Annotated in this window: 19 protein-coding genes; 10 read left to right on the forward strand and 9 right to left on the reverse strand. The window is 71.4% G+C overall.

Annotated elements, in window-relative coordinates; translation table 11 throughout:
- The first annotated feature begins 418 nt into the window (after nt 1-418).
- The gene (locus ACEN8D_RS15780) at nt 419-625 is read left to right on the forward strand and encodes a hypothetical protein (RefSeq protein ID WP_413398059.1); all 207 of its coding nucleotides are present in this window, start codon (nt 419-421) and stop codon (nt 623-625) included.
- Nucleotides 626-691: 66 nt separating this feature from the next.
- On the opposite strand, the gene ACEN8D_RS15785 is transcribed toward ACEN8D_RS15780, so the two are convergent.
- On the reverse strand, nt 692-946 hold the full coding sequence (locus ACEN8D_RS15785; RefSeq protein WP_413398058.1) for a hypothetical protein: 255 nt from the start codon (nt 944-946) through the stop codon (nt 692-694).
- A 414-nt stretch (nt 947-1,360) separates the two neighbouring features.
- On the opposite strand from ACEN8D_RS15785, the gene ACEN8D_RS15790 reads away from it, so the two are divergent.
- Nucleotides 1,361-1,732, forward strand: coding sequence for a VOC family protein (locus ACEN8D_RS15790; protein ID WP_413399732.1), 372 nt, complete (start codon nt 1,361-1,363; stop codon nt 1,730-1,732).
- A gap of 42 nt (nt 1,733-1,774) precedes the next feature.
- On the opposite strand, the gene ACEN8D_RS15795 is transcribed toward ACEN8D_RS15790, so the two are convergent.
- Together ACEN8D_RS15795 and ACEN8D_RS15800 are read right to left on the reverse strand one after the other, a co-directional pair.
- Entirely contained in the window at nt 1,775-2,326 is a 552-nt protein-coding gene (locus ACEN8D_RS15795; protein ID WP_229086039.1) for a GNAT family N-acetyltransferase, read from the reverse strand.
- A 40-nt stretch (nt 2,327-2,366) separates the two neighbouring features.
- Nucleotides 2,367-3,359: an alpha/beta hydrolase gene (locus tag ACEN8D_RS15800; protein WP_413399731.1), complete on the reverse strand. Its 993-nt coding sequence runs from the start codon at nt 3,357-3,359 to the stop codon at nt 2,367-2,369.
- Between the two features lie 113 nt (nt 3,360-3,472).
- Between ACEN8D_RS15800 and ACEN8D_RS15805 the strand changes: the two genes are divergently transcribed.
- The 7 genes from ACEN8D_RS15805 to ACEN8D_RS15835 all read left to right on the forward strand — a co-directional run bounded on the left by ACEN8D_RS15805 (nt 3,473) and on the right by ACEN8D_RS15835 (nt 10,818).
- Nucleotides 3,473-4,384, forward strand: a complete 912-nt coding sequence (locus tag ACEN8D_RS15805) for an ABC transporter ATP-binding protein (RefSeq protein WP_413399730.1) — start codon at nt 3,473-3,475, stop codon at nt 4,382-4,384.
- Complete coding sequence (locus tag ACEN8D_RS15810) at nt 4,381-5,244, forward strand: ABC transporter permease subunit (RefSeq protein ID WP_413461609.1); 864 nt, start codon at nt 4,381-4,383, stop codon at nt 5,242-5,244. The genes ACEN8D_RS15805 and ACEN8D_RS15810 overlap by 4 nt, the downstream gene beginning before the upstream one ends.
- 2 nt (nt 5,245-5,246) lie before the next feature.
- Nucleotides 5,247-6,506: a sensor histidine kinase gene (locus ACEN8D_RS15815; RefSeq protein WP_413461608.1), complete on the forward strand. Its 1,260-nt coding sequence runs from the start codon at nt 5,247-5,249 to the stop codon at nt 6,504-6,506.
- Nucleotides 6,507-7,154, forward strand: coding sequence for a response regulator (locus tag ACEN8D_RS15820; RefSeq protein ID WP_413399544.1), 648 nt, complete (start codon nt 6,507-6,509; stop codon nt 7,152-7,154).
- A gap of 136 nt (nt 7,155-7,290) precedes the next feature.
- The gene (locus ACEN8D_RS15825; RefSeq protein ID WP_413399543.1) at nt 7,291-9,342 is read left to right on the forward strand and encodes a transglycosylase domain-containing protein; all 2,052 of its coding nucleotides are present in this window, start codon (nt 7,291-7,293) and stop codon (nt 9,340-9,342) included.
- Nucleotides 9,343-9,391: 49 nt separating this feature from the next.
- Entirely contained in the window at nt 9,392-10,393 is a 1,002-nt protein-coding gene (locus tag ACEN8D_RS15830; protein ID WP_413399542.1) for a zinc-binding dehydrogenase, read from the forward strand.
- Nucleotides 10,390-10,818, forward strand: a complete 429-nt coding sequence (locus ACEN8D_RS15835) for a MarR family winged helix-turn-helix transcriptional regulator (protein WP_413399541.1) — start codon at nt 10,390-10,392, stop codon at nt 10,816-10,818. Before ACEN8D_RS15830 ends, ACEN8D_RS15835 begins: the two co-directional genes overlap by 4 nt.
- 58 nt (nt 10,819-10,876) lie before the next feature.
- On the opposite strand, the gene ACEN8D_RS15840 is transcribed toward ACEN8D_RS15835, so the two are convergent.
- The 4 genes from ACEN8D_RS15840 to ACEN8D_RS15855 form a co-directional block, all read right to left on the reverse strand.
- Entirely contained in the window at nt 10,877-11,899 is a 1,023-nt protein-coding gene (locus ACEN8D_RS15840) for an ABC transporter substrate-binding protein (RefSeq protein ID WP_309886236.1), read from the reverse strand.
- Nucleotides 11,900-11,910: 11 nt separating this feature from the next.
- A complete protein-coding gene (locus ACEN8D_RS15845) occupies nt 11,911-12,777 on the reverse strand; it encodes an ABC transporter ATP-binding protein (RefSeq protein WP_413399483.1) in 867 nt (288 codons plus the stop codon).
- On the reverse strand, nt 12,774-13,808 hold the full coding sequence (locus tag ACEN8D_RS15850; protein ID WP_309780222.1) for a FecCD family ABC transporter permease: 1,035 nt from the start codon (nt 13,806-13,808) through the stop codon (nt 12,774-12,776). The genes ACEN8D_RS15845 and ACEN8D_RS15850 overlap by 4 nt, the downstream gene beginning before the upstream one ends.
- 92 nt (nt 13,809-13,900) lie before the next feature.
- Nucleotides 13,901-14,980 (reverse strand): FecCD family ABC transporter permease, encoded by a 1,080-nt coding sequence (locus tag ACEN8D_RS15855; protein ID WP_254790889.1) that lies wholly within the window; start codon nt 14,978-14,980, stop codon nt 13,901-13,903.
- 28 nt (nt 14,981-15,008) lie between these two features.
- Here ACEN8D_RS15855 and ACEN8D_RS15860 point away from each other — a divergent pair, with 28 nt between their 5' ends.
- Complete coding sequence (locus ACEN8D_RS15860) at nt 15,009-15,848, forward strand: siderophore-interacting protein (protein WP_413399481.1); 840 nt, start codon at nt 15,009-15,011, stop codon at nt 15,846-15,848.
- Between the two features lie 172 nt (nt 15,849-16,020).
- On the opposite strand, the gene ACEN8D_RS15865 is transcribed toward ACEN8D_RS15860, so the two are convergent.
- Nucleotides 16,021-16,935, reverse strand: coding sequence for a carbohydrate ABC transporter permease (locus ACEN8D_RS15865; protein ID WP_083295235.1), 915 nt, complete (start codon nt 16,933-16,935; stop codon nt 16,021-16,023).
- A 1-nt stretch (nt 16,936) separates the two neighbouring features.
- Nucleotides 16,937-17,908 (reverse strand): carbohydrate ABC transporter permease, encoded by a 972-nt coding sequence (locus ACEN8D_RS15870; RefSeq protein ID WP_413399525.1) that lies wholly within the window; start codon nt 17,906-17,908, stop codon nt 16,937-16,939.
- Between the last annotated feature and the right edge of the window lie 5 nt (nt 17,909-17,913).

Below are 17,913 nucleotides of genomic sequence, written 5' to 3' on the forward strand. Positions count from 1 at the left end.
CGCCGGCGAGCAGAAGCGCCAGTCCGCAAAGAAGGAACACCCAAAACTTCGCCATGACCGCAACCTACGTCATTCGGTGCTTGGCAGGTCCGAGCTGCCTCATTGGCGGATCTCCAACGGAGGAGGGCATCAGCGCTTGCCCTGATTGCGCAGACTCCACACACCGAGGTACAGAGCCCAAGGCATGAACACGATCAGCGGCAGCCACGAGCCGATCCGAGCAGTGTTGAGGGCCAAGCTCTCGAGCGCCAGGGCAAGCATCAGTGTGGCAGCGATGGTGACCAACCAAGCGAGCGCCCGAGGCAGAGGTCTTATCGATCCCACGGCGAGATGCTATCCGGCACGAGTGTCCGCTGGCCGATCCGTCTCCGAGAAACCAGAGCACTATGGGGCAATGATGCGTCGGTACCGGATCTGGATGGCGTGGACCATCGGCCCGCTCACGGCGGCCCTGATCGTGCTGACGGTCCTGGCAGCAGCCACGGACTTCATGCCGTGGCCACCGCTGCTGGCTACGACTGTCGCCGCCGCTGTCGCCGGAACGTTTCTGATCGCGCTGGGGCCGCGCATCGCCCGACAGCAGGAACGGGAGCGCCGTGCGCAGCAGAACCAACGCGTCCGTTGATCGATCGGTGACTGATACGAAAGTTGGTGCCCTCGCGGCGGCTCTCATGCAACGGTTGCGTCGCGATCAGACGGGGAACATCGGGTATCCAAGCGCCAGACTCACGAGGCCGCCGCCACCGAACAGCACGAAAAAGCACCCGATAGTGACGATGAAGCCGGGCGTGAAGCGCTCGGCGACACGACGCCCCAACGCTCCGTACAGTGTTGCCTCCATCTTCTTCGCGAATCGCGTGAACGGGACGCGGAATATCACGATTGTGATGCCGTAGATGAGGAAGAACACTCCGACTACGAGGCTCAGGATGTTCGAGGCGGGCACTCTCAGATGAAACCATGGCGAGATGCAAGTCCGGCGCCCTGATCGAGCGTCGCGGCGGTCTCGATAGCCGGTCGACTGCCGGACTCGGCGGCATCGAGAGCAGGGAGTGGCTTGCCGCAAGCGAGGTCGGTGCGTCGCTTGGGCGTCTTCTCACAGTGGCCCTCGGGAGCTCCTGTCTCACATAGGTGGTCCGCGGTTCTTCGAAATGAAGGTGCGTCATGCGGACGCGTCGCGCGCCACGAGGTCCTGGGGCGCACGAAGGACCGTCCCCCCCCCCTCGCGCGAACCGCGACGAGCTGCACGCACGGAAGACGAGTTGCGTGCGCTTCGGCAGAAACACCGACAGGACGGTGTCGCGGACGGCGAGGATGCTCGACCCCGGGTGGCCACGGTGGTCACCCGGGAAGGCACACCGTGGAGTTCGCATCGATCCGCATCATCACCGACGACCTGGACGGGATGGTGGCGTTCTACGAGCGCGTCACCGGCACCACCGCCCGACGTCCGGCTCCGGTCTTCGCGGAGATCGTGACCGGCGGCCTCGTGCTCGCGCTCGGGACGCCGGCGACGGTCGTGGTGCTCGGCGCCGACGCGCCCCGGGCGGGTGCGGCGGGCAGCGCGATCGTCGAGTTCCTCGTGGCGGACGTCGACACGACGTTCGACCGCCTGCAGGTGGGTCCCGCCGACGTGGTGCTGCCGCCGACGACGATGCCGTGGGGCAACCGGTCCGCGATCCTCCGGGACCCGGACGGCACGCTGGTGAACCTGTTCAGCCGTCCCGCGTGACCGTTCCGGTTCGTCGATCCCGGGGATCGTGAACCGCGACGGTCAGCGCTCGTCGTCGTCCCACGGCACCGGCGTGGTCGTGCCCGTCTCCCAGTCGCGGCGGAGCACGCCGTAGCCGACCGAGGCGACGGGGCGTCCGCCCTCGACGGGCCAGCCCTCGCGGTAGTGCGCCTCCTTCACCCAGCCGGCGCGGACGAACACGCGCCGCATCGCGACGTTGTCCTCGCGCGTCTGCCCCTCGAAGCGCGTGACCTCGGGCAGGGTGCGGAACACGTGGTCGGTCGTCGCGCGGAGTGCCGGGACGCCGAGGCCCTGCCCGCGGAACCGACCGGCGATCCGGAGGTCGAAGAGCGGGACGGGGTCGGCCAGGTCCTCGAGCCGGACGATCCCGACGCGGCCGAGCTCGTCGTGCTCCAACCAAGAGGTGTCGTGCTCGTCGTCGCGGTACGCACCGGCGTCGACGGCGGCCTCGGCGTCGGCGCGGGGGATGGTGCGCCGGACGTGGAACGGGAACTCCTCGCCGGTGAGGAACGCGATCAGGTCGGCGCGGTCGGCGCCGGTCGGGTCGAGCCGGACGAGTGAGACGGAGGACATGGCGATCAGGGTAGCGGCGTCGTGCTCAGCTGCGTCGTGTTCAGCGGGGGAGCGAGGCGGCCCAGCGGCCGATCGCGTCGTAGGCGCGCTCGCGGACCTCGGGGGCGGAGAGCACGACGTCGTGCACGGCGCCGTGCAGGCGTCGGACCGTGACCTCGCTGCCCAGGGACAGGGCGCGGTGCGCGACGACGTCCACGTTGAGCGCGACGTCCGCCCGCGCCATCCCGTCGTCCCACCGGGGTTGCAGCATGCTCTTGTCGCTGAGGAGGACGAGCACGGGCACCTCGAGGTCGAGTCCGGCCTCGACCGTGGCCTGGCCGTCGAACACCGCGGCGAGCCAGTTCGGGGGCAGGGGGAAGCCCCGGTCGGGTCGCCACTGCTGGTCGTACGTCCACGAGCCCTCGCCCGCGGCGGACACCGTGCGGGTGTAGAAGCCGGGGTCGACGGCGGGCATCGGCGCGAGCGGGTTCCGACGGGCGCCGAGCTTGATGACCGGCGCCACGATCGCACGGCCGACCGCGCTCGCCTGGAACTCGAGCCACGGGCTGTTCAGGATGAGACCGTCGACCCGGTCGGCGTGCCGGGCAGCCCACAGCGACAGGGTCAGACCGCCGGTCGAGTGGCCCATCGGCACGAGCCGACGACCGGTCTCGCCGTGGTGCTCCGCGGCGATGGCGTCGAGCGCGGCGGCGATGTCCTCGTCGTAGGTGGCGAGGTCGTCGACGTTCCCCGGGGTCTGCCGCGGTCGCAGGCTCCGCCCGTACTTGCGCAGGTCGAGGGCGTGGAACCGGGCGCCGAGCCGCTCGACGCGTTCCGCGAGCTCGACCTGGAAGAAGTAGTCCGACCAGCCGTGCACGTACAGCACGTCGACGCCGTGCAGCGGACCGCGTGCGTGCAGCAGGAGGTCCGCGGCGGATCGGCGTCGTCGGACGAGCGTCGCCACCACCGGTCCCTCGTGGTCCTCGCCGAGCGGGAGCTCGAGGCGCTCGAACGGCGCCCCGAGGACGTCCTCGCGCCACCCGTGGTCCGCCATCCGTCGAGCGTATCCGGAGCCCCTCCGCGTGGTACCGGGGTACCACGCAGCGCGCCCGGAGATCGGTTCCGGTGTCGATGTGCGGGCGGGTGCGGTCTCCGTACCGTTGCCGCATGATCGAGATCCAGAACCTGACGAAGCGCTACGGCGAGAAGGTCGCCGTCGACGACGTGTCGTTCACCGTCCGCCCCGGGGTGGTCACCGGCTTCCTCGGCCCGAACGGCGCCGGCAAGTCCACGACCATGCGGGCCGTGATGGGCCTCGACAGCCCGACCTCGGGCAGCGCCGTGGTCGACGGGCGCCCGTACCGCGAGCTCCGCGACCCGCTCCGCCGCGTCGGGGCGCTGCTCGAGGCGAAGGCCGTGCACAAGGGCCGCAGCGCCTACGACCACCTGCGCGCCCTCGCCGCGACGCACCGGATCCCGAAGGCCCGGGTCGAGGAGGTCATCGGCACGACCGGTCTCGAGCGGGTCGCGAAGCAGCGCGTCGGCGGGTTCTCCCTCGGCATGGGACAGCGGCTCGGCATCGCCGCGGCGCTCCTCGGCGACCCGCAGACGCTCATCTTCGACGAACCGGTCAACGGCCTCGACCCCGAGGGCGTCGTGTGGGTCCGGCAGCTCGCCCGGAGCCTCGCCGCCGAGGGCCGTGCGGTCTTCATCTCGAGCCACCTGATGAGCGAGATGGCGCTGACCGCGGACCGCATCGTCGTGATGGGCCGTGGCCGGGTCCTCGCCGACACGGACCTCGCCGACCTCGTCGCGTCCTCGACCGAGCGCTCCGTCTCCGTCCGGACGCCGGAGCCCGACCGGCTCATGACCGCCATCGCCGGTCCGGACGTCACGGTCACGTACGAGGACGACGGTGCACTGCACGTGCGCGGACGCGGCGCAGAACAGATCGGCGAGGCGGCCGCTGCGTCCGGGATCGTCCTGCACCGGCTGGCCTCCACCGAGGCGAGCCTCGAGCAGGCGTACCTCGAACTCACGCACGACGAGGTCGAGTACCGGTCGGAGGTCGCACGATGAGCGCCACGATGACGACCGACCGGCCCCGCACGCTGCACCATCACGACGCCGCACGCATCCGGTTCTCGGGTGTGCTGCACTCCGAGTGGATCAAGCTGCGGTCCCTCCGCTCCACGATCTGGAGCCTGCTCGTCCTCGTCCTCGTGCCGATCGGCATCGGCGTCCTGCTCGCCTCGCTGGCGGACGACGGGGGCCGGACCGTCACCGGGGACGCCGCCCGGAACGCGCTCGTGCAGTACAGCACCAGCGGTGCGACGATCGCCGTCCTGGTCGTGGCCGTCATCGGCGCCCTCGTCGTGACCGGCGAGTACGGCACGGGCATGATCCGGTCGACGTTCTCGGCGGTGCCCCGGCGGTGGGAGGCGCTCGCCGCGAAGGGCATCGTGCTCGCCGCGACCGTGTTCGTCACGAGCGCCGTCAGCGTGTGGGCGACGGCGTTCACGACGCTGCCGATCGCCGACGCGAACGGGGTCGAGGCCTCGCTCGACGCCAGCGTCGCGATGCCGCTGCTCGGTGCGTCGGTGTACCTGACCCTCATCGCGCTGCTCGCCTTCGCCGTGGGCATCGTGCTGCGCTCCACCGCGGGGGCGATCGCCACCGTGCTCGGGCTCATGCTGGTGGCCCCGGTGGTGGTCCAGCTCGTGCAGGGGTTCACGAACGCGACGTGGCTCGGCACGCTGAACAACCTGCTCCCGCAGAACGCCGGGCAGCCGCTCATGCAGTTCGGCACCGAGGACACCTCGGGCTGGCACGACGGCGTCCTAGCCTTGGGAGGGTGGAGCGGATTCGCGGTGCTGGCGGCCTGGGTGGTCGCGGCGTCGGCGACGGCACTCGTCCTGGCGCACAAGCGGGACGCGTGACGATGACCGAACCCGTCCCCGACGCCGTGCACGACGGCGCCGGGGACCTCACGCTGCCCGTCGCACCCGGACGGATCCGGCGCTGGTGGGCCGGACACCCGCGTGCGGCGGACGTCCTGCTCATCCTGTTCTGGGGCGGCCCCGAGGTCGCCTTCGCGATCGGCGGTGTCTGGCGCGCGGACTCCTCGGTCACGAACACGGTCGTGGTGCTGGTCCTCGTCGGCATCGCGGTCGCGGGCATCCCGTTCCGTCGGACCCGGCCGCAGGTCACGGTCGTGGCCGGGCTCGTGTCCGTCGTCGCGATGGCGTGGACCGAGGCGGGGTACTCGCCGATGCTGTTCGCCGCCTTCGCCGCGTGCGTGTGGTGGTCGCGGGCAGCGGGGTGGTGGAGCATCGCCGTCGCGTCCGTGCTCGGTGCGGCGGCCACCGCGGTCCGGGTGTGGGTCGTGGCCCCGGGATCGGGTGGACTCGGCGAGGTGTTCGCACCCGCGCTGCCGGCCTTCCTGGTCATCGCGGTGCTGATCGGCACGACGACCGGGGACCGCCGCCGCTACACCGAGGCGCTCATCGACCGGGCACGCCAGCTCGCCCGCGAGCGCGATCAGCAGGCCCGGCTCGCCGCGGCAGCCGAACGCGCACGGATCGCCCGCGAGATGCACGACATCGTGTCGCACTCGGTCACGGTCATGGTCCGACTGGCCGAGGGCGCCGCGGCGGGGCTGCCGGACGACGACCCGTCCGCGACGGCGATGCGCGGCGTCGCGGACGTCGGCCGGAGCGCGATGACCGACATGCGGCGCATGCTCGGTGTGCTGTCCGAGCCGGGTGCCGGCAGCGGCGGCGCCGACGCTGCGGACTCCCTCGCCCCGCAGCCGGCCGTCCGTGACCTCCCGCAACTCGTCGACGGCTTCCGCGCGCTCGGCACCCCCGTCACGCTCGAGGTCGCCGGTGGTCCGCCGGACGACGACGCCCTGCAGCTCGCGGTCTACCGCATCGTCCAGGAGGCCCTCACGAACGTCGTGCGGTACGCCCCCCGTGCCCGCGCGGTGACCGCCACCGTGACCACTTCGTCCGACGAGGTCGTCGTCACCGTGACGGACGACGCTCGACGGACCGCCCCCGCACCGCAGATCGGTGCCGGGCGTGGGCTCGTGGGCATCCGCGAGCGCGTGCACGCCCTCGGCGGCAGCGTCCACGCCGGTCCGCGCCCCGCGGACGGCTGGGAGGTCCGGGCGACGATCCCGGTCCGGAAGGAGGCCTGAGTGATCCGCGTCGCGATCGTCGACGACCAGCAGCTCATCCGCACGGGGTTCCGGCTCCTGCTCGACGCCCAGCCCGACATCGAGGTGGTCGGGGAGGCCGAGGACGGTGCCGCCGGCGTCCAGCTGGCACGCGCCCACCACCCGGACGTCGTGCTGATGGACGTCCGCATGCCCCGCGTCGACGGGGTCACCGCGACCGCCGCGATCGTCGAGCAGCTCCCCGACACCCGCGTACTCGTGCTCACGACGTTCGACCTCGACGAGTACGCGTTCGGCGGGTTGCGAGCGGGAGCGAGCGGGTTCCTCCTCAAGGACATCAGCTCCGCGCAGCTGCTCGACGCGATCCGTGCCCTGGCCTCGGGTGAGGCGGTCGTCTCACCCCGCGTCACGCAGCGGATGCTCGACCTGTTCGGCACCCGGCTGCCGGATCCGGGGGACGGCGGCCCGGACCCCGCGGCCGCGCTCACACCCCGGGAACGGGACGTGCTGCTCGCGATGGCGCGGGGACTGTCGAACCAGGAGATCGCGTCGTCGCTGCACACGAGCGAGTCGACGGTGAAGACGCACGTCGGCCGGGTCCTCGCGAAGCTCGGCCTGCGGGACCGCGTGCACGCGGTCATCTTCGCGTACGAGCACGGCCTCCTGTAACGATCCGTACCGCCTCGGGACCTTCCCAGCCGCCGTGACGGACTTCCCCGGGGAAGTCCCGGCTGTCGTCCGACCTCGGCTGGGACGCTCCGGGAACCGCAGCAGCGGTGATCCACACGAGGGGGAGGCCCAGGGGATGACGTTCAGACGTGCAGGAGGAGCCGCGCTCGGCTTCGTCGGCGGGAGTGTGCTCGCCGGGTTGCTGGTCGGGGTCGGCGTGACGCCGGTGCTGGCGGTGGCCGGGGTGGGGACGACCTCGGCGATCGGGGTCTTCGACTCGATGCCCGAGTACATCGAGATCGGCGAGCTGCCGCAGCGCAACGAGGTCTGGGCGTACCGCGGCGGGAAGCCGGTGCACCTGGCGAACGTCTGGGCGCAGAACCGGCAGGAGCTCAGCCTCGACCAGATCAGCGACACCCTCGAGCACGCGGCCGTCGACGGCGAGGACAAGCGCTTCTACGAGACCGGCGGCGTCGACGCGACGAGCATGGTCCGGTCCCTCGTGAGCGTGGTCGCCGCGGGCGGCAAGGGCGGCTCCGGCGGGTCGACCATCACGATGCAGCTGGTGCGGAACATCAAGATCCAGCAGGCGAGCGAGCTCCCGACGGCCGAGGAGCGCGACGCCGCCTACAAGGAGGCGACGAAGCGTTCCGCGCAGCGCAAGCTCGCCGAGATGAAGCTGGCGATCGGCCTCGCGAAGGAGTACTCGAAGCAGGAGATCCTGTCGGCGTACCTCAACATCGCGTACTTCGGCGACCAGACGTACGGGGTGCAGGCCGCCGCGCAGCGCTACTACGGCAGGGACGCCACCGACCTGTCCCCGGCCGAGGCCGCGTCGCTCATCGCGATCGTGCAGTGGCCGGAGCGGCGGGACCTGTCGCGCCCGAGCCACTACGCCGACAACGTCGCCCGCCGCGACGTCATCCTCCGGTCGATGCACGACCAGGGGCACCTGAGCCGTGCCGAGCTCACCGAGGCACTGGCGTCGAAGCCGGCCGAGTACGTCCGACTGACGCCCCCGCAGCAGGGGTGCGAGGCCGTCGCCCGCGGCGCCGAGTTCTTCTGCCAGTACGCGGTCGAGGCCGCGCGGGAACTACCGCAGCTCGGCCCGACGCAGGACCGCCGCGACGACGCCTGGCGGAAGGGCGGCTACCGCGTGCAGACGACCCTCGACCTCGACCTGAACGGGCAGCAGAAGGCGCTGCTCGACCGCTACGACCCGGCCACTGAGTCCCGGTTCGCCCTCGGCGCCACGCTGGACACGGTCGAGGCCGGGACCGGTCGGGTCCTGACGATGGCGCAGAACAAGGACTACGACCGCTCGTCGAACGCGCCCGCGAGCGCGACCTCGCTGAACTACGCGACCGACGAGGCGAACGGCGACTCGACCGGGTTCCAGGTCGGCTCGACCTACAAGATGTTCACGCTCCTGCAGTGGCTGGCCGCCGGCAAGAGCCCGGACGCGGTCGTCGACGGTACCCGGCACGGACGGAGCACGTGGACGCAGTGCGGGCAGCCGATCGACCGGTACTGGAACCCGAAGAACGACTCAACGGGGCAGACCGGCCCCTTCACCGTCCGCGCAGCGACGGCGCAGTCGGTGAACGCCGCCTACGCATCGATGGCCGAGCAGCTCGACCTGTGCGACATCCGCGACACCGCGGCGGCGCTCGGCGTGCACCCGGCGACCGGGGGAGCCCTGCCGGCGAACCCCGCAGCCGTGCTCGGCACGACGAGCATCGCGCCGCTCACCATGGCGGCCGCGTACGCCGGCGTCGCGAACGGCGGCGTGTACTGCGCGCCGGTCGTCATCGACCAGGTGACCTCGCGGGACGGCGAGCAGCTCGGCGGCCAGCAGCGCTCGTGCAGGCAGGCGGTCCCGACCGCCGTCGCGACCACCGCGTTCGAGGTCATGCAGGGCGCGTTCCGCGGCGGCACCGCGAGCGGCGGCCAGACCCCGGACGGTGCGACCCTGTTCGGCAAGACCGGCACCACCGACGACGCCGACCAGATCTGGCTCATCGGCGGGACGACCCGCGCGGTGACGGCCTACTGGCAGGGGAACACCGACGGCGGGAAGGCGAACCTGCGGCACTTCGACAACGTCGAGGGCACGTACGCGAGCACCCGGGCGGCAGTGTGGCGGCAGGTGCAGACGGCGGTCAACGCGGCGGTACCCGCCGGATGACCCGAAGGAATCGCTAGAAGTATCTTCCAGGAAATGCTAATCTCGATGCATGGAAGACACGATGCGCGCGATCGTCCTCGACGCCCCCGGCTCGCCCGAGGCACTGCGGATGCGGACCCTGCCGATCCCTGACCCCGAGCGGGGCTGGGTCCTCGTCCGGGTCGAGGCGTTCGGCCTGAACCGGTCGGAGCAGCACTTCCGGCAGGGGCTCGGATCGTTCGGTTCCTTCCCGCGGGTGCCCGGCATCGAAGCCGTCGGTCGGGTCGTCCGGGCACCCGGTGGCGAGTTCGCCGAAGGGCAGCAGGTCGCCGCGCTCATGGGCGGCATGGGGCGCACGATCGACGGCGGCTACGCGGAGTACACCTGCGTCCCGGTGTCGAGCGTCGTCCCGTTCCGCAGCGACCTCGACCCCGCGGTGCTCGGTGCGCTGCCCGAGATGGTGCAGACCGCGTACGGGTCCCTCACCACGGGCGTCGACCTGCGTGACCGCGGGTCGCTCCTCGTCCGGGGTGGCACGTCGTCCGTCGGGCTCGCGGTCGCGGTGCTCGCGAAGGAGCGCGGTGCGACGGTCTTCTCGACGACGCGGTCGGCGGCCAACGCGGACGTCCTGCACGCCGCCGGCGTCGACCACGTGCTCATCGACGACGGCAGCGTGGCCGACCAGGTCCGCGCGGTGCGGCCTGGCGGTGTGGACGGCGCGGTCGAACTCGTCGGCACCGGTGCGCTCCGGGACACGCTGCGGTCCGTCGCCGTGCACGGCACCGTGTGCTTCACGGGCATGCTCTCGGACGAGTGGACCGTTCCGGACTTCTACCCGAACGACTTCATCCCGAACGGCGTCCGGCTCACGGCGTACTCGGGCGACGCGGCGGACCTGCCGGCGGCCGTCCTGCAGCGCGTGGTGGACGCCGTGGCCGTGGGGACCCTGTCGTTCCCGATCGGGCGCGTCCACGACTTCACCGAGGACGGCGTCGTCCAGGCGCACCGCGACATGGAGACCGGAGCCGTCCGCGGCAAGCTGGTCGTCCGCGTCGACGGGGCACAGCGATGACCCCGGCGGACCGCCTCGGCTTCTTCGACACCCTGGTGCGGAGCCAGATCGAGCTGTGGAACGCCGTCGACCGTTCCGTCACCGCGGCGAGCGGCATGTCGCTCGGGCTCGCGACGGCACTGCGAGTGGTCGACGAGCTGGCCGGGGCGGCGCGGGTGCAGGACGTCGCCGACACGGTGGTCATCACAGTCGGCGCGGCGAGCAAGATCGTCGACCGGCTGGAGCGCGACGGGTTCGTCCGTCGTGTCCCCAACCCGGACGACCGGCGCTCGTCGCTGATCGAGGTCACCCCGCGGGGAGCGGGAGCACTCGCGCTAGCGCTGGACGCGCAGCACGAGGTGCTCGCGCGCGCGACGGCGGGCGTGGACGACGAGCGTCTGGTGGCGGCGGGCGCGGTGCTCGGTCGCATCCGGGCCGACGCGTGACGGACGGGAGGCGCGGTGCCAGCTGGCACCGCGCCTCCCGTCATCCACCTGGTGGCGACTAGGACAGCTTCTTGCTGTCCTCGAGCCAGCCCGCGAGCTTCGTCATGTAGCCGGCCTGCGACGCGTAGTCGAGCGCCGGGAAGGTCCAGCTGTGGACCTGGCCGGCGTCGAGCGCCGCGTTGTCGGCGAACGTCGGCTGCTTCTCGAGGTCGGCGACCTGGTAGCCCTGCTGTGACAGCAGGATCACGTCACCGGTGATCTGCCCGGCGTTCTCCCACGAGTAGACGCCCCAGTAGAAGCCCTTGGGCTTCGGGTTCACGAAGTCGACGCCGAAGGACGTGTACATCTGCAGCGTCGGCTCGTCGCTCGGGCGGGTGACGTAGGCGCCGTCGCCGTCGGCGTACATCGAGACGACCGAGAGGTCGGACTCCTTCGCGGCCTTCTCGAGGTCGTCCGCTGCGGTCTCGAAGCGGTCCTCGGCCGCGTCGACCGTGGACTCCTTCGCACCGAGCGACTCGGCGAGGTCGGCGATCGTCGTGATGACGTCCTCGCCCTTGCCGCCCCACTTGACCTGGACGACCGGAGCGATCGCCTGGACCTGCTTCTGCTGTTCCTTGTCCTTGAAACCGTAGCCCGGCTGGGTGGTGTCGAGCGTGCCCTTCTCGTCCGTCGGGTAGACCGAGGTGACGACGAGGTCGGGCTTCAGCGCGGCGAGCTGCTCGAGGTCGATGTCGCCGTAGGCCTCGCCGAGCTGCGTGATGCCGTCGGTGTCGAGGTCGTCGAAGCGGGCGTCCTTCGCCATGGTGAGCTGCCCGAAGGTGCCGACCGGCTTGAGCCCGTACTCGATGAACGAGATCGCGATGTCGTTGAGCACGACGACGCGCTTCGGGGTGTGGTCGACCTTGACGGTCGTGCCGGTGGCGTCCTTGTACGACCAGGCGCCGTCGGCCGCGGCGCTGCTGCCGCTGCCGGCGCTGTCGTCGGAGCTGTTCGTGCTGGAGCAGCCGGCGAGGAGAAGGGCCGAGACGGCCACGGAGGTCACGAGGGCGGCGCGGAAGGAGCCGCGGCGGAAGGTCTTCACGTTAGGAGAGGCTAACCTAAGTTGAGCGCGCCCGCCAGTTCGTCGTGGCGGACCACGTCGTGCTCGTCGGCTTCGGGGACGATCATCGGGGCCCCGGTCACCGGGTCGGCGACGACGCGGGCGTGCAGCCCGAACGCGCGTTCCAGCAGCTCCGGTGTGAGGACGTCCGCCGGGGTGCCGTCCGCTGCGACACCGCCCTCGTGCAGGACCACGAGCCGGTCCGAGTACCGGGCCGCCAGCGTCAGGTCGTGCAGGACCATGACCACGGTCGATCCCTGTTCGCGGTTGAGGCGCCGGACGAGCCGGAGGACCTCGAGCTGGTGCGCCAGGTCGAGGTAGGTCGTCGGTTCGTCGAGCAGGAGCGTCTCGGCCTGCTGCGCGACCACGAGCGCGATCCACGCGCGCTGCCGCTGCCCGCCCGACAGGCTCGCGACGTCCCGGTGGGCGACCTCGGTCAGACCGGTCGCCGCGATGGCCTGTTCGGCGACGTCGGCGTCGTCGGCGGTCCACGGCTTCGCCCACGACTGGTGCGGGTTCCGGCCGCGCATCACCAGGTCGAGGACGCTCGTGCCGGCCGGGGCCACGGGGGACTGCGGCAGGATCGCGAGCTTCTTCGCGACCGCTCGGTTCGACTCCCGGCGGATCGGGGTCCCGTCGAGGTGGACCTCGCCGGCCTGGGGCTTGAGCACCCGGCCGAAGGCCTTGAGGAGCGTGGACTTCCCGCAGCCGTTCGCGCCGAGGAACGTCGTGACGGTGCCCCGCTCGATCCGCAGGTCGAGGTCGGAGAGGACGGGGTGCCGGTCGTAGCCGACCGCGAGCCCGCGGGCCTCGAGCACGGGGACGGTGGCGGCGGTCGTGGTGTCCGGGGTGGGGGTCATCGGGACATCTCCTTGCGGTGACGGATGAGGAGCCAGATCAGGTACGGGGCGCCGATCACGGTCGTGATGATGCCGACCGGCACCTGCCACGGGAACGCCGATCGGGCGAGCAGGTCCGCGGCGAGGACGAGGGCGGCACCGAGCGCTCCGGCGAGCAGCAGGGGTGGACGGTTCGTGCCGGCGAGCCGGAGCCCGACCTGCGGGACGACGAACGCGACGAAGCCGACCGGGCCGGCCGCGGCGACGGCGGCGGCGGTCAGGACGACCGCGAGCGCGATCACGACGAGTCGGTGTCGCTGCACGGCCAGGCCGACCCCGGTCGCGACCTCGTCGCCGAGCTGCCCGATGCCGAGGGCGGCGCTCGTGGCCAGGGCCAGGGGGACGGCGATCGCGGCGACCACGAGCAGCGGCCAGACGCTCGACCACGAGGTGCTCGACAGGCTGCCGACGAGCCACTGCGAGGCCGCCGCTGCCGCCGTGATCTTCGCGCGGACGAGCAGGTAGCTCGTGACGGCGTCGAGCGTGGCGCTCACCCCGATGCCGACGAGGATAAGCCGGTAGCTCTGCACGCCGCCGCGCCACCCGAACCCGTACACCGCCGCGGCCGCGAGGAGCGCACCGATCGTCGCGGCCACCGGGATGCCACCGCCGAGGACGATCGCCGAGACCGAGTACGACCCGCCGCCGAGCACGATCGCGGCCACCGCTCCGACGCTCGCGCCAGAGGTCACCCCGATGATGTCGGGCGTCCCGAGGGGGTTCCGCGTGAAGGTCTGGGTGAGGGCGCCGGCGACGCCGAGGGTCAGGCCGACGAGTGCGCCGGTGAGGACGCGGGGGAGGCGCAGGGTGGAGACGATGAAGGCGTCCGGTCCCGTCTCGAGCCCGAACAGCGAGCGGAGGACCGTGACCGGGGCGATCCAGGTCGAGCCGATCGCGACACCGAGGACGATCAGGACGCCGACGGCACCGAGCGCTGCGACCGTGTACCAGAAGACGCGGGGGCGCCAGGCGAGCCCGACGGGACCCACCACGACGCCGCGACGGCCGGCAGCGGCGTGCGCACGGGGGTGTGCTCCCGTGCGCGCCTGCGCCTCCGTGCGCGTTCGCGCCTGCTCCGCCGCGCTCACAGCGACACCAGCGATCGGCGACGTGCGACCGCGACGAACACGGGCCCGCCGATGACGGCCAGGACGATGCCGACCTCCACCTCGGCGAAGCCGCCGATCAGGCGACCGACCACGTCCGCGAGCACGACGAGCGCCGCACCCACGAGCGCGGACACCGGCAGGGTCCAGCGGTGCCCCGTGCCGACGAGCGCCCGGGCGACGTGCGGCACCGTGAGGCCGACGAACCCGATCGGCCCCGCGGCGGCGGTCGCCCCGGCGGCGAGCAGCGTGATGCCGCCGAGTCCGACGAGCCGCGCGACGAGCACGTTCTCGCCGAGGCCCTTCGCCAGGTCCGTCCCGAGCCCGAGCGCGTCGAGCGCCCGGACGTTCAGCACGGCGAGCACGAGTCCGGCGACGAGGAACGGCCAGACGGCTCCGAGCACGTCGAGCTGCCGTGCCGCGAGCGACCCGACGACCCACAGCCGGTACGCGTCGAGCGAGTCCTGGTCGGTGAGCACCACGAACGACGTCAGGGCACCGAGCAGCGCCGAGACCGCGGCGCCGGCGAGGGCGAGGGGCACCGGGCTCGCGGTCCCGCTGCCCGCGATCGTCACCGAGAACACGACCACGCTCGCCACGAGGGCCCCGACGAGCGCGAACCACACCGTGGCGCCCGTGCTCGTGATGCCGAACACGTAGACGCCGATCACGACCGCGAGGCCGGCACCGGACGAGACACCGAACAGGCCGGGGTCGGCGAGCGGGTTCCGGGTGTGCCCCTGCATGAGCAGGCCCGCGATCCCGAGCGCCGCTCCGACCGCGGCACCGATGAGGGTGCGGGGGATGCGGGAACCCCAGACGATCGCCTCGTCCGTGCTGCTGCCGGTGCGCATGAGCCCGTCGAGGACGCGGTCGGCGCCGATCCGGTTGCTGCCGAGGAGCAGGCTCGCGACCGCCACCAGGGCGAGCACCACGACGAGCGCGACGATCACCAGGGCCCGGCGTCGGACGGCGGTTCGGTGCACGCCGAGCGCGTCGGTCGGACGCGTGGCGGGGGCCTCCCGGACGGGAGCCAGGGTGGGGATGGGGGCTGGCACGGAGATCATCTTAGGTTAGCCTTGCCTCATGGCGAAGATCCCGCGGCTCCTGCCCGAGAACCCCCGGCTCTTCCGCGCGCGGGTCGTCCGCACCGAACGGGTCAGCCCGTCGATGCACCGCGTCACGGTCACCGGCGACGACCTGCGCGAGTTCCGGTACCTCGGGTTCGACCACTGGTTCCGCCTGTTCGTGCAGCGCCCGGACCAGGACGCCTTCCGGATGCCCGACCTCGACGGCACCAAGTGGTGGCCGACCTACCTCGCCATCCCCGAGGACGTCCGCCCGCACTGCGCGAACTACACCGTCGCGGCCTTCCGCCGGCTCGCCGACGGCACACCCGAACTCGACGTCGACTTCGTCGTGCACACCGACGCGGACGGCACCCCCGAGGGTCGTGCAGCCATCTGGGCCTGCGACGCCCGCCCCGGTGACGAACTCGCGATGCTCGACCAGGGCTGCATCTTCGACTGCCCGCCCGACACGAGCGAGGTGCTGGTCGCCGCCGAGGAGACCGGGCTCCCCGGGATCGTCGGCATCGCCGCCTCGCTCCCGCGCGACGCGGTCGGCCGCATCATCCAGGAGGTCCCGTCAAGAGGCGACGTCCGCCCCCTCGACGCTCCCACGGGTGTCACCGTCACGTGGATCGTCCGCGACGAGGTCGCCCCGCACACGGTCCCGGGTCGGGCGGCGCTCGCCGAGCTCCAGCGGCACGTCCCGGCCGACGACCGCGGCTACGCCTTCGTCGTGGGCGAGTCGACGCTCGCGACGGAGGGACGTCGACACCTGCACCGTGCCGGCCTGCCGAAGTCCCGGATCACGTTCTCCGGCTTCTGGAAGCACCAGGCCCGCGAGTCCGTCTCCGCCTGACCCGCACCGGGCGCGTTCCGATCAGGCGTGCCGGATACACCTGATCGATTCGGGTGTACTGCTACGAAAATACGGACCAGGTACGCCCGTTCCGGCCAGGTACGTTCCCACATGCGAGACGGGAGGGACGGTGCCAGCTGGCACCGTCCCTCCCGTCCGTCCTGTGGTCGCGTCAGCCCTTGAGGCCGGAACCCGTCACGCCCTCGACGATCTGCCGCTGGAAGATCAGGTACAGGATGATCAGCGGCAGCGCCGCCAGGATCGCCCCGGCCTGGATGTCCGCGTAGCGCTGACCGAAGCTGCCCTGGACCGTGGCGAGCCCGACCGGGATCGTCATGAGGTCCGGGTTCGACAGCACGAACAGCGGCAGCAGCAGGTTGTTCCAGACCCCGACGAACGTCAGGATCGCCACCGCCGCGATGACCGGACGCGAGAGCGGCAGGATCACCGACCAGTAGATCTTCCACATGCCGGCGCCGTCGATGCGCGCCGCCTCCTCGAGCTCCCGGGGGATGCCGTCGAAGAACTGCTTGAAGATGAACACCGCGATCACGGCGGGCACCTGCGGGAAGATGACCGACCAGTAGGTGTTCAGCAGGCCGACCGAGTTGAGCTCCTGGAAGATCGGGATGATCAGGACCTGCGTCGGGATCATGATGCCCAGGATGATGAGCAGGAACGCGACGTTCCGCCCGCGGAAGGCGAGCCGGGACAGCGCGAACGCCGCCATCGACGCGAACAGCACCGTCAGGGCGGTCGTCACGAGGCTCGTGATGCCGCTCGCCAGGTACCAGTTCCAGATGTCGCCGGCCTGGAACAGTGCCGCGTAGGAGTGCAGCGTCGGGTTCCAGTTCGACAGGATCGAGTTGGCGCCGAGGGCCGCGACGCCGTTGTCGGACAGGGACGTCTTCAGGGCGAACAGGCTCGGGATGAGCCAGATCACCGCGAAGACGCCGAGGACGATGCCGGCGACGAGGTTGAAGCCCTTGCCGGAGACGCCGATCTTGGCGGCGTTCGCCGGTGCCGCGGCGGAGACCCCGGTGCGGAGCTTCGGGCGGTCGGTCGTGATGCTCTCGGTGGTGGTCACGTCAGGCACCCATCTCTCGCTTGGCGGCAGCGCGCTCGACGATCTGCCGGATGATCGCGATCGCGATGATCACGATGAACAGGAGCACCGATGCGGCCGATGCTGCGCCGAGTCGGTTGTCGGTGAAGCCGACGCCGGTGATGAGCTGCAGCGAGACCTGGGTCGAGATGCCCGGTCCGCCGTTCGTCATCAGGTACACCTGGTCGAAGATCTTCAGGCTGGCGATGATCTGCAGCAGGATGACCAGCGTCGTGGTGCGGCCGAGCAGCGGGAGCGTGATCGACTTGATCTGCTGCCAGTTCGACGCGCCGTCGACGGCCGCCGCCTCGTACAGTTCGCGCGGGATCTCCTGCAGGCCGGCCAGGTAGAGCACGAAGTTGAAGCCGAGGGTCCACCAGACCGTGGCGATCGCGACACCGATCATCGCGGTGTTCGGGCTCGCCAGGACACCGGCGCCGGGGGTCAGCCCGAGGGCCGACTGGATCGATGCGAACAGACCGGTCGCGGGGGTGAAGATGAACACCCAGATCAGCGAGATCGTCGCCGACGGCAGGATGAACGGCAGGAAGAACGCCAGTCGGAAGAACCACTGACCGCGGTTCATCCGGTTCGTCAGCACGGCGAAGAGGAACGCCAGGATGACCAGCGGCGGCGTCGTGTAGAGCGTGAACTGCAGGGTGTGCCAGAGCGACGACCAGAAGTCGTCACGGCCGAGCATCTCGGCGTAGTTCGCGAACCCGGCGAAGCTGCCGAGCCCGGTGCGGACCGTCGAGGTGTTGAAGAAGCTCGACACGATCATCCACACCGTGGGGCCGAGCAGGAAGGCCAGGTAGAACAGGCCGAAGGGGGCGAGGAAGAGCCACCCCGTGCGGCCCTGGCCGCGCGTGAGGCTGGTCCGGAAGGAGCCGGCCCGGCGTGCACGCGGCGCCGTGGCGGCGTCGGTGGGCCGGTCGAGGACAGGTGCTGTGGTCACGTCAT

The organism is Curtobacterium sp. Curtsp22, assembly GCF_059492135.1.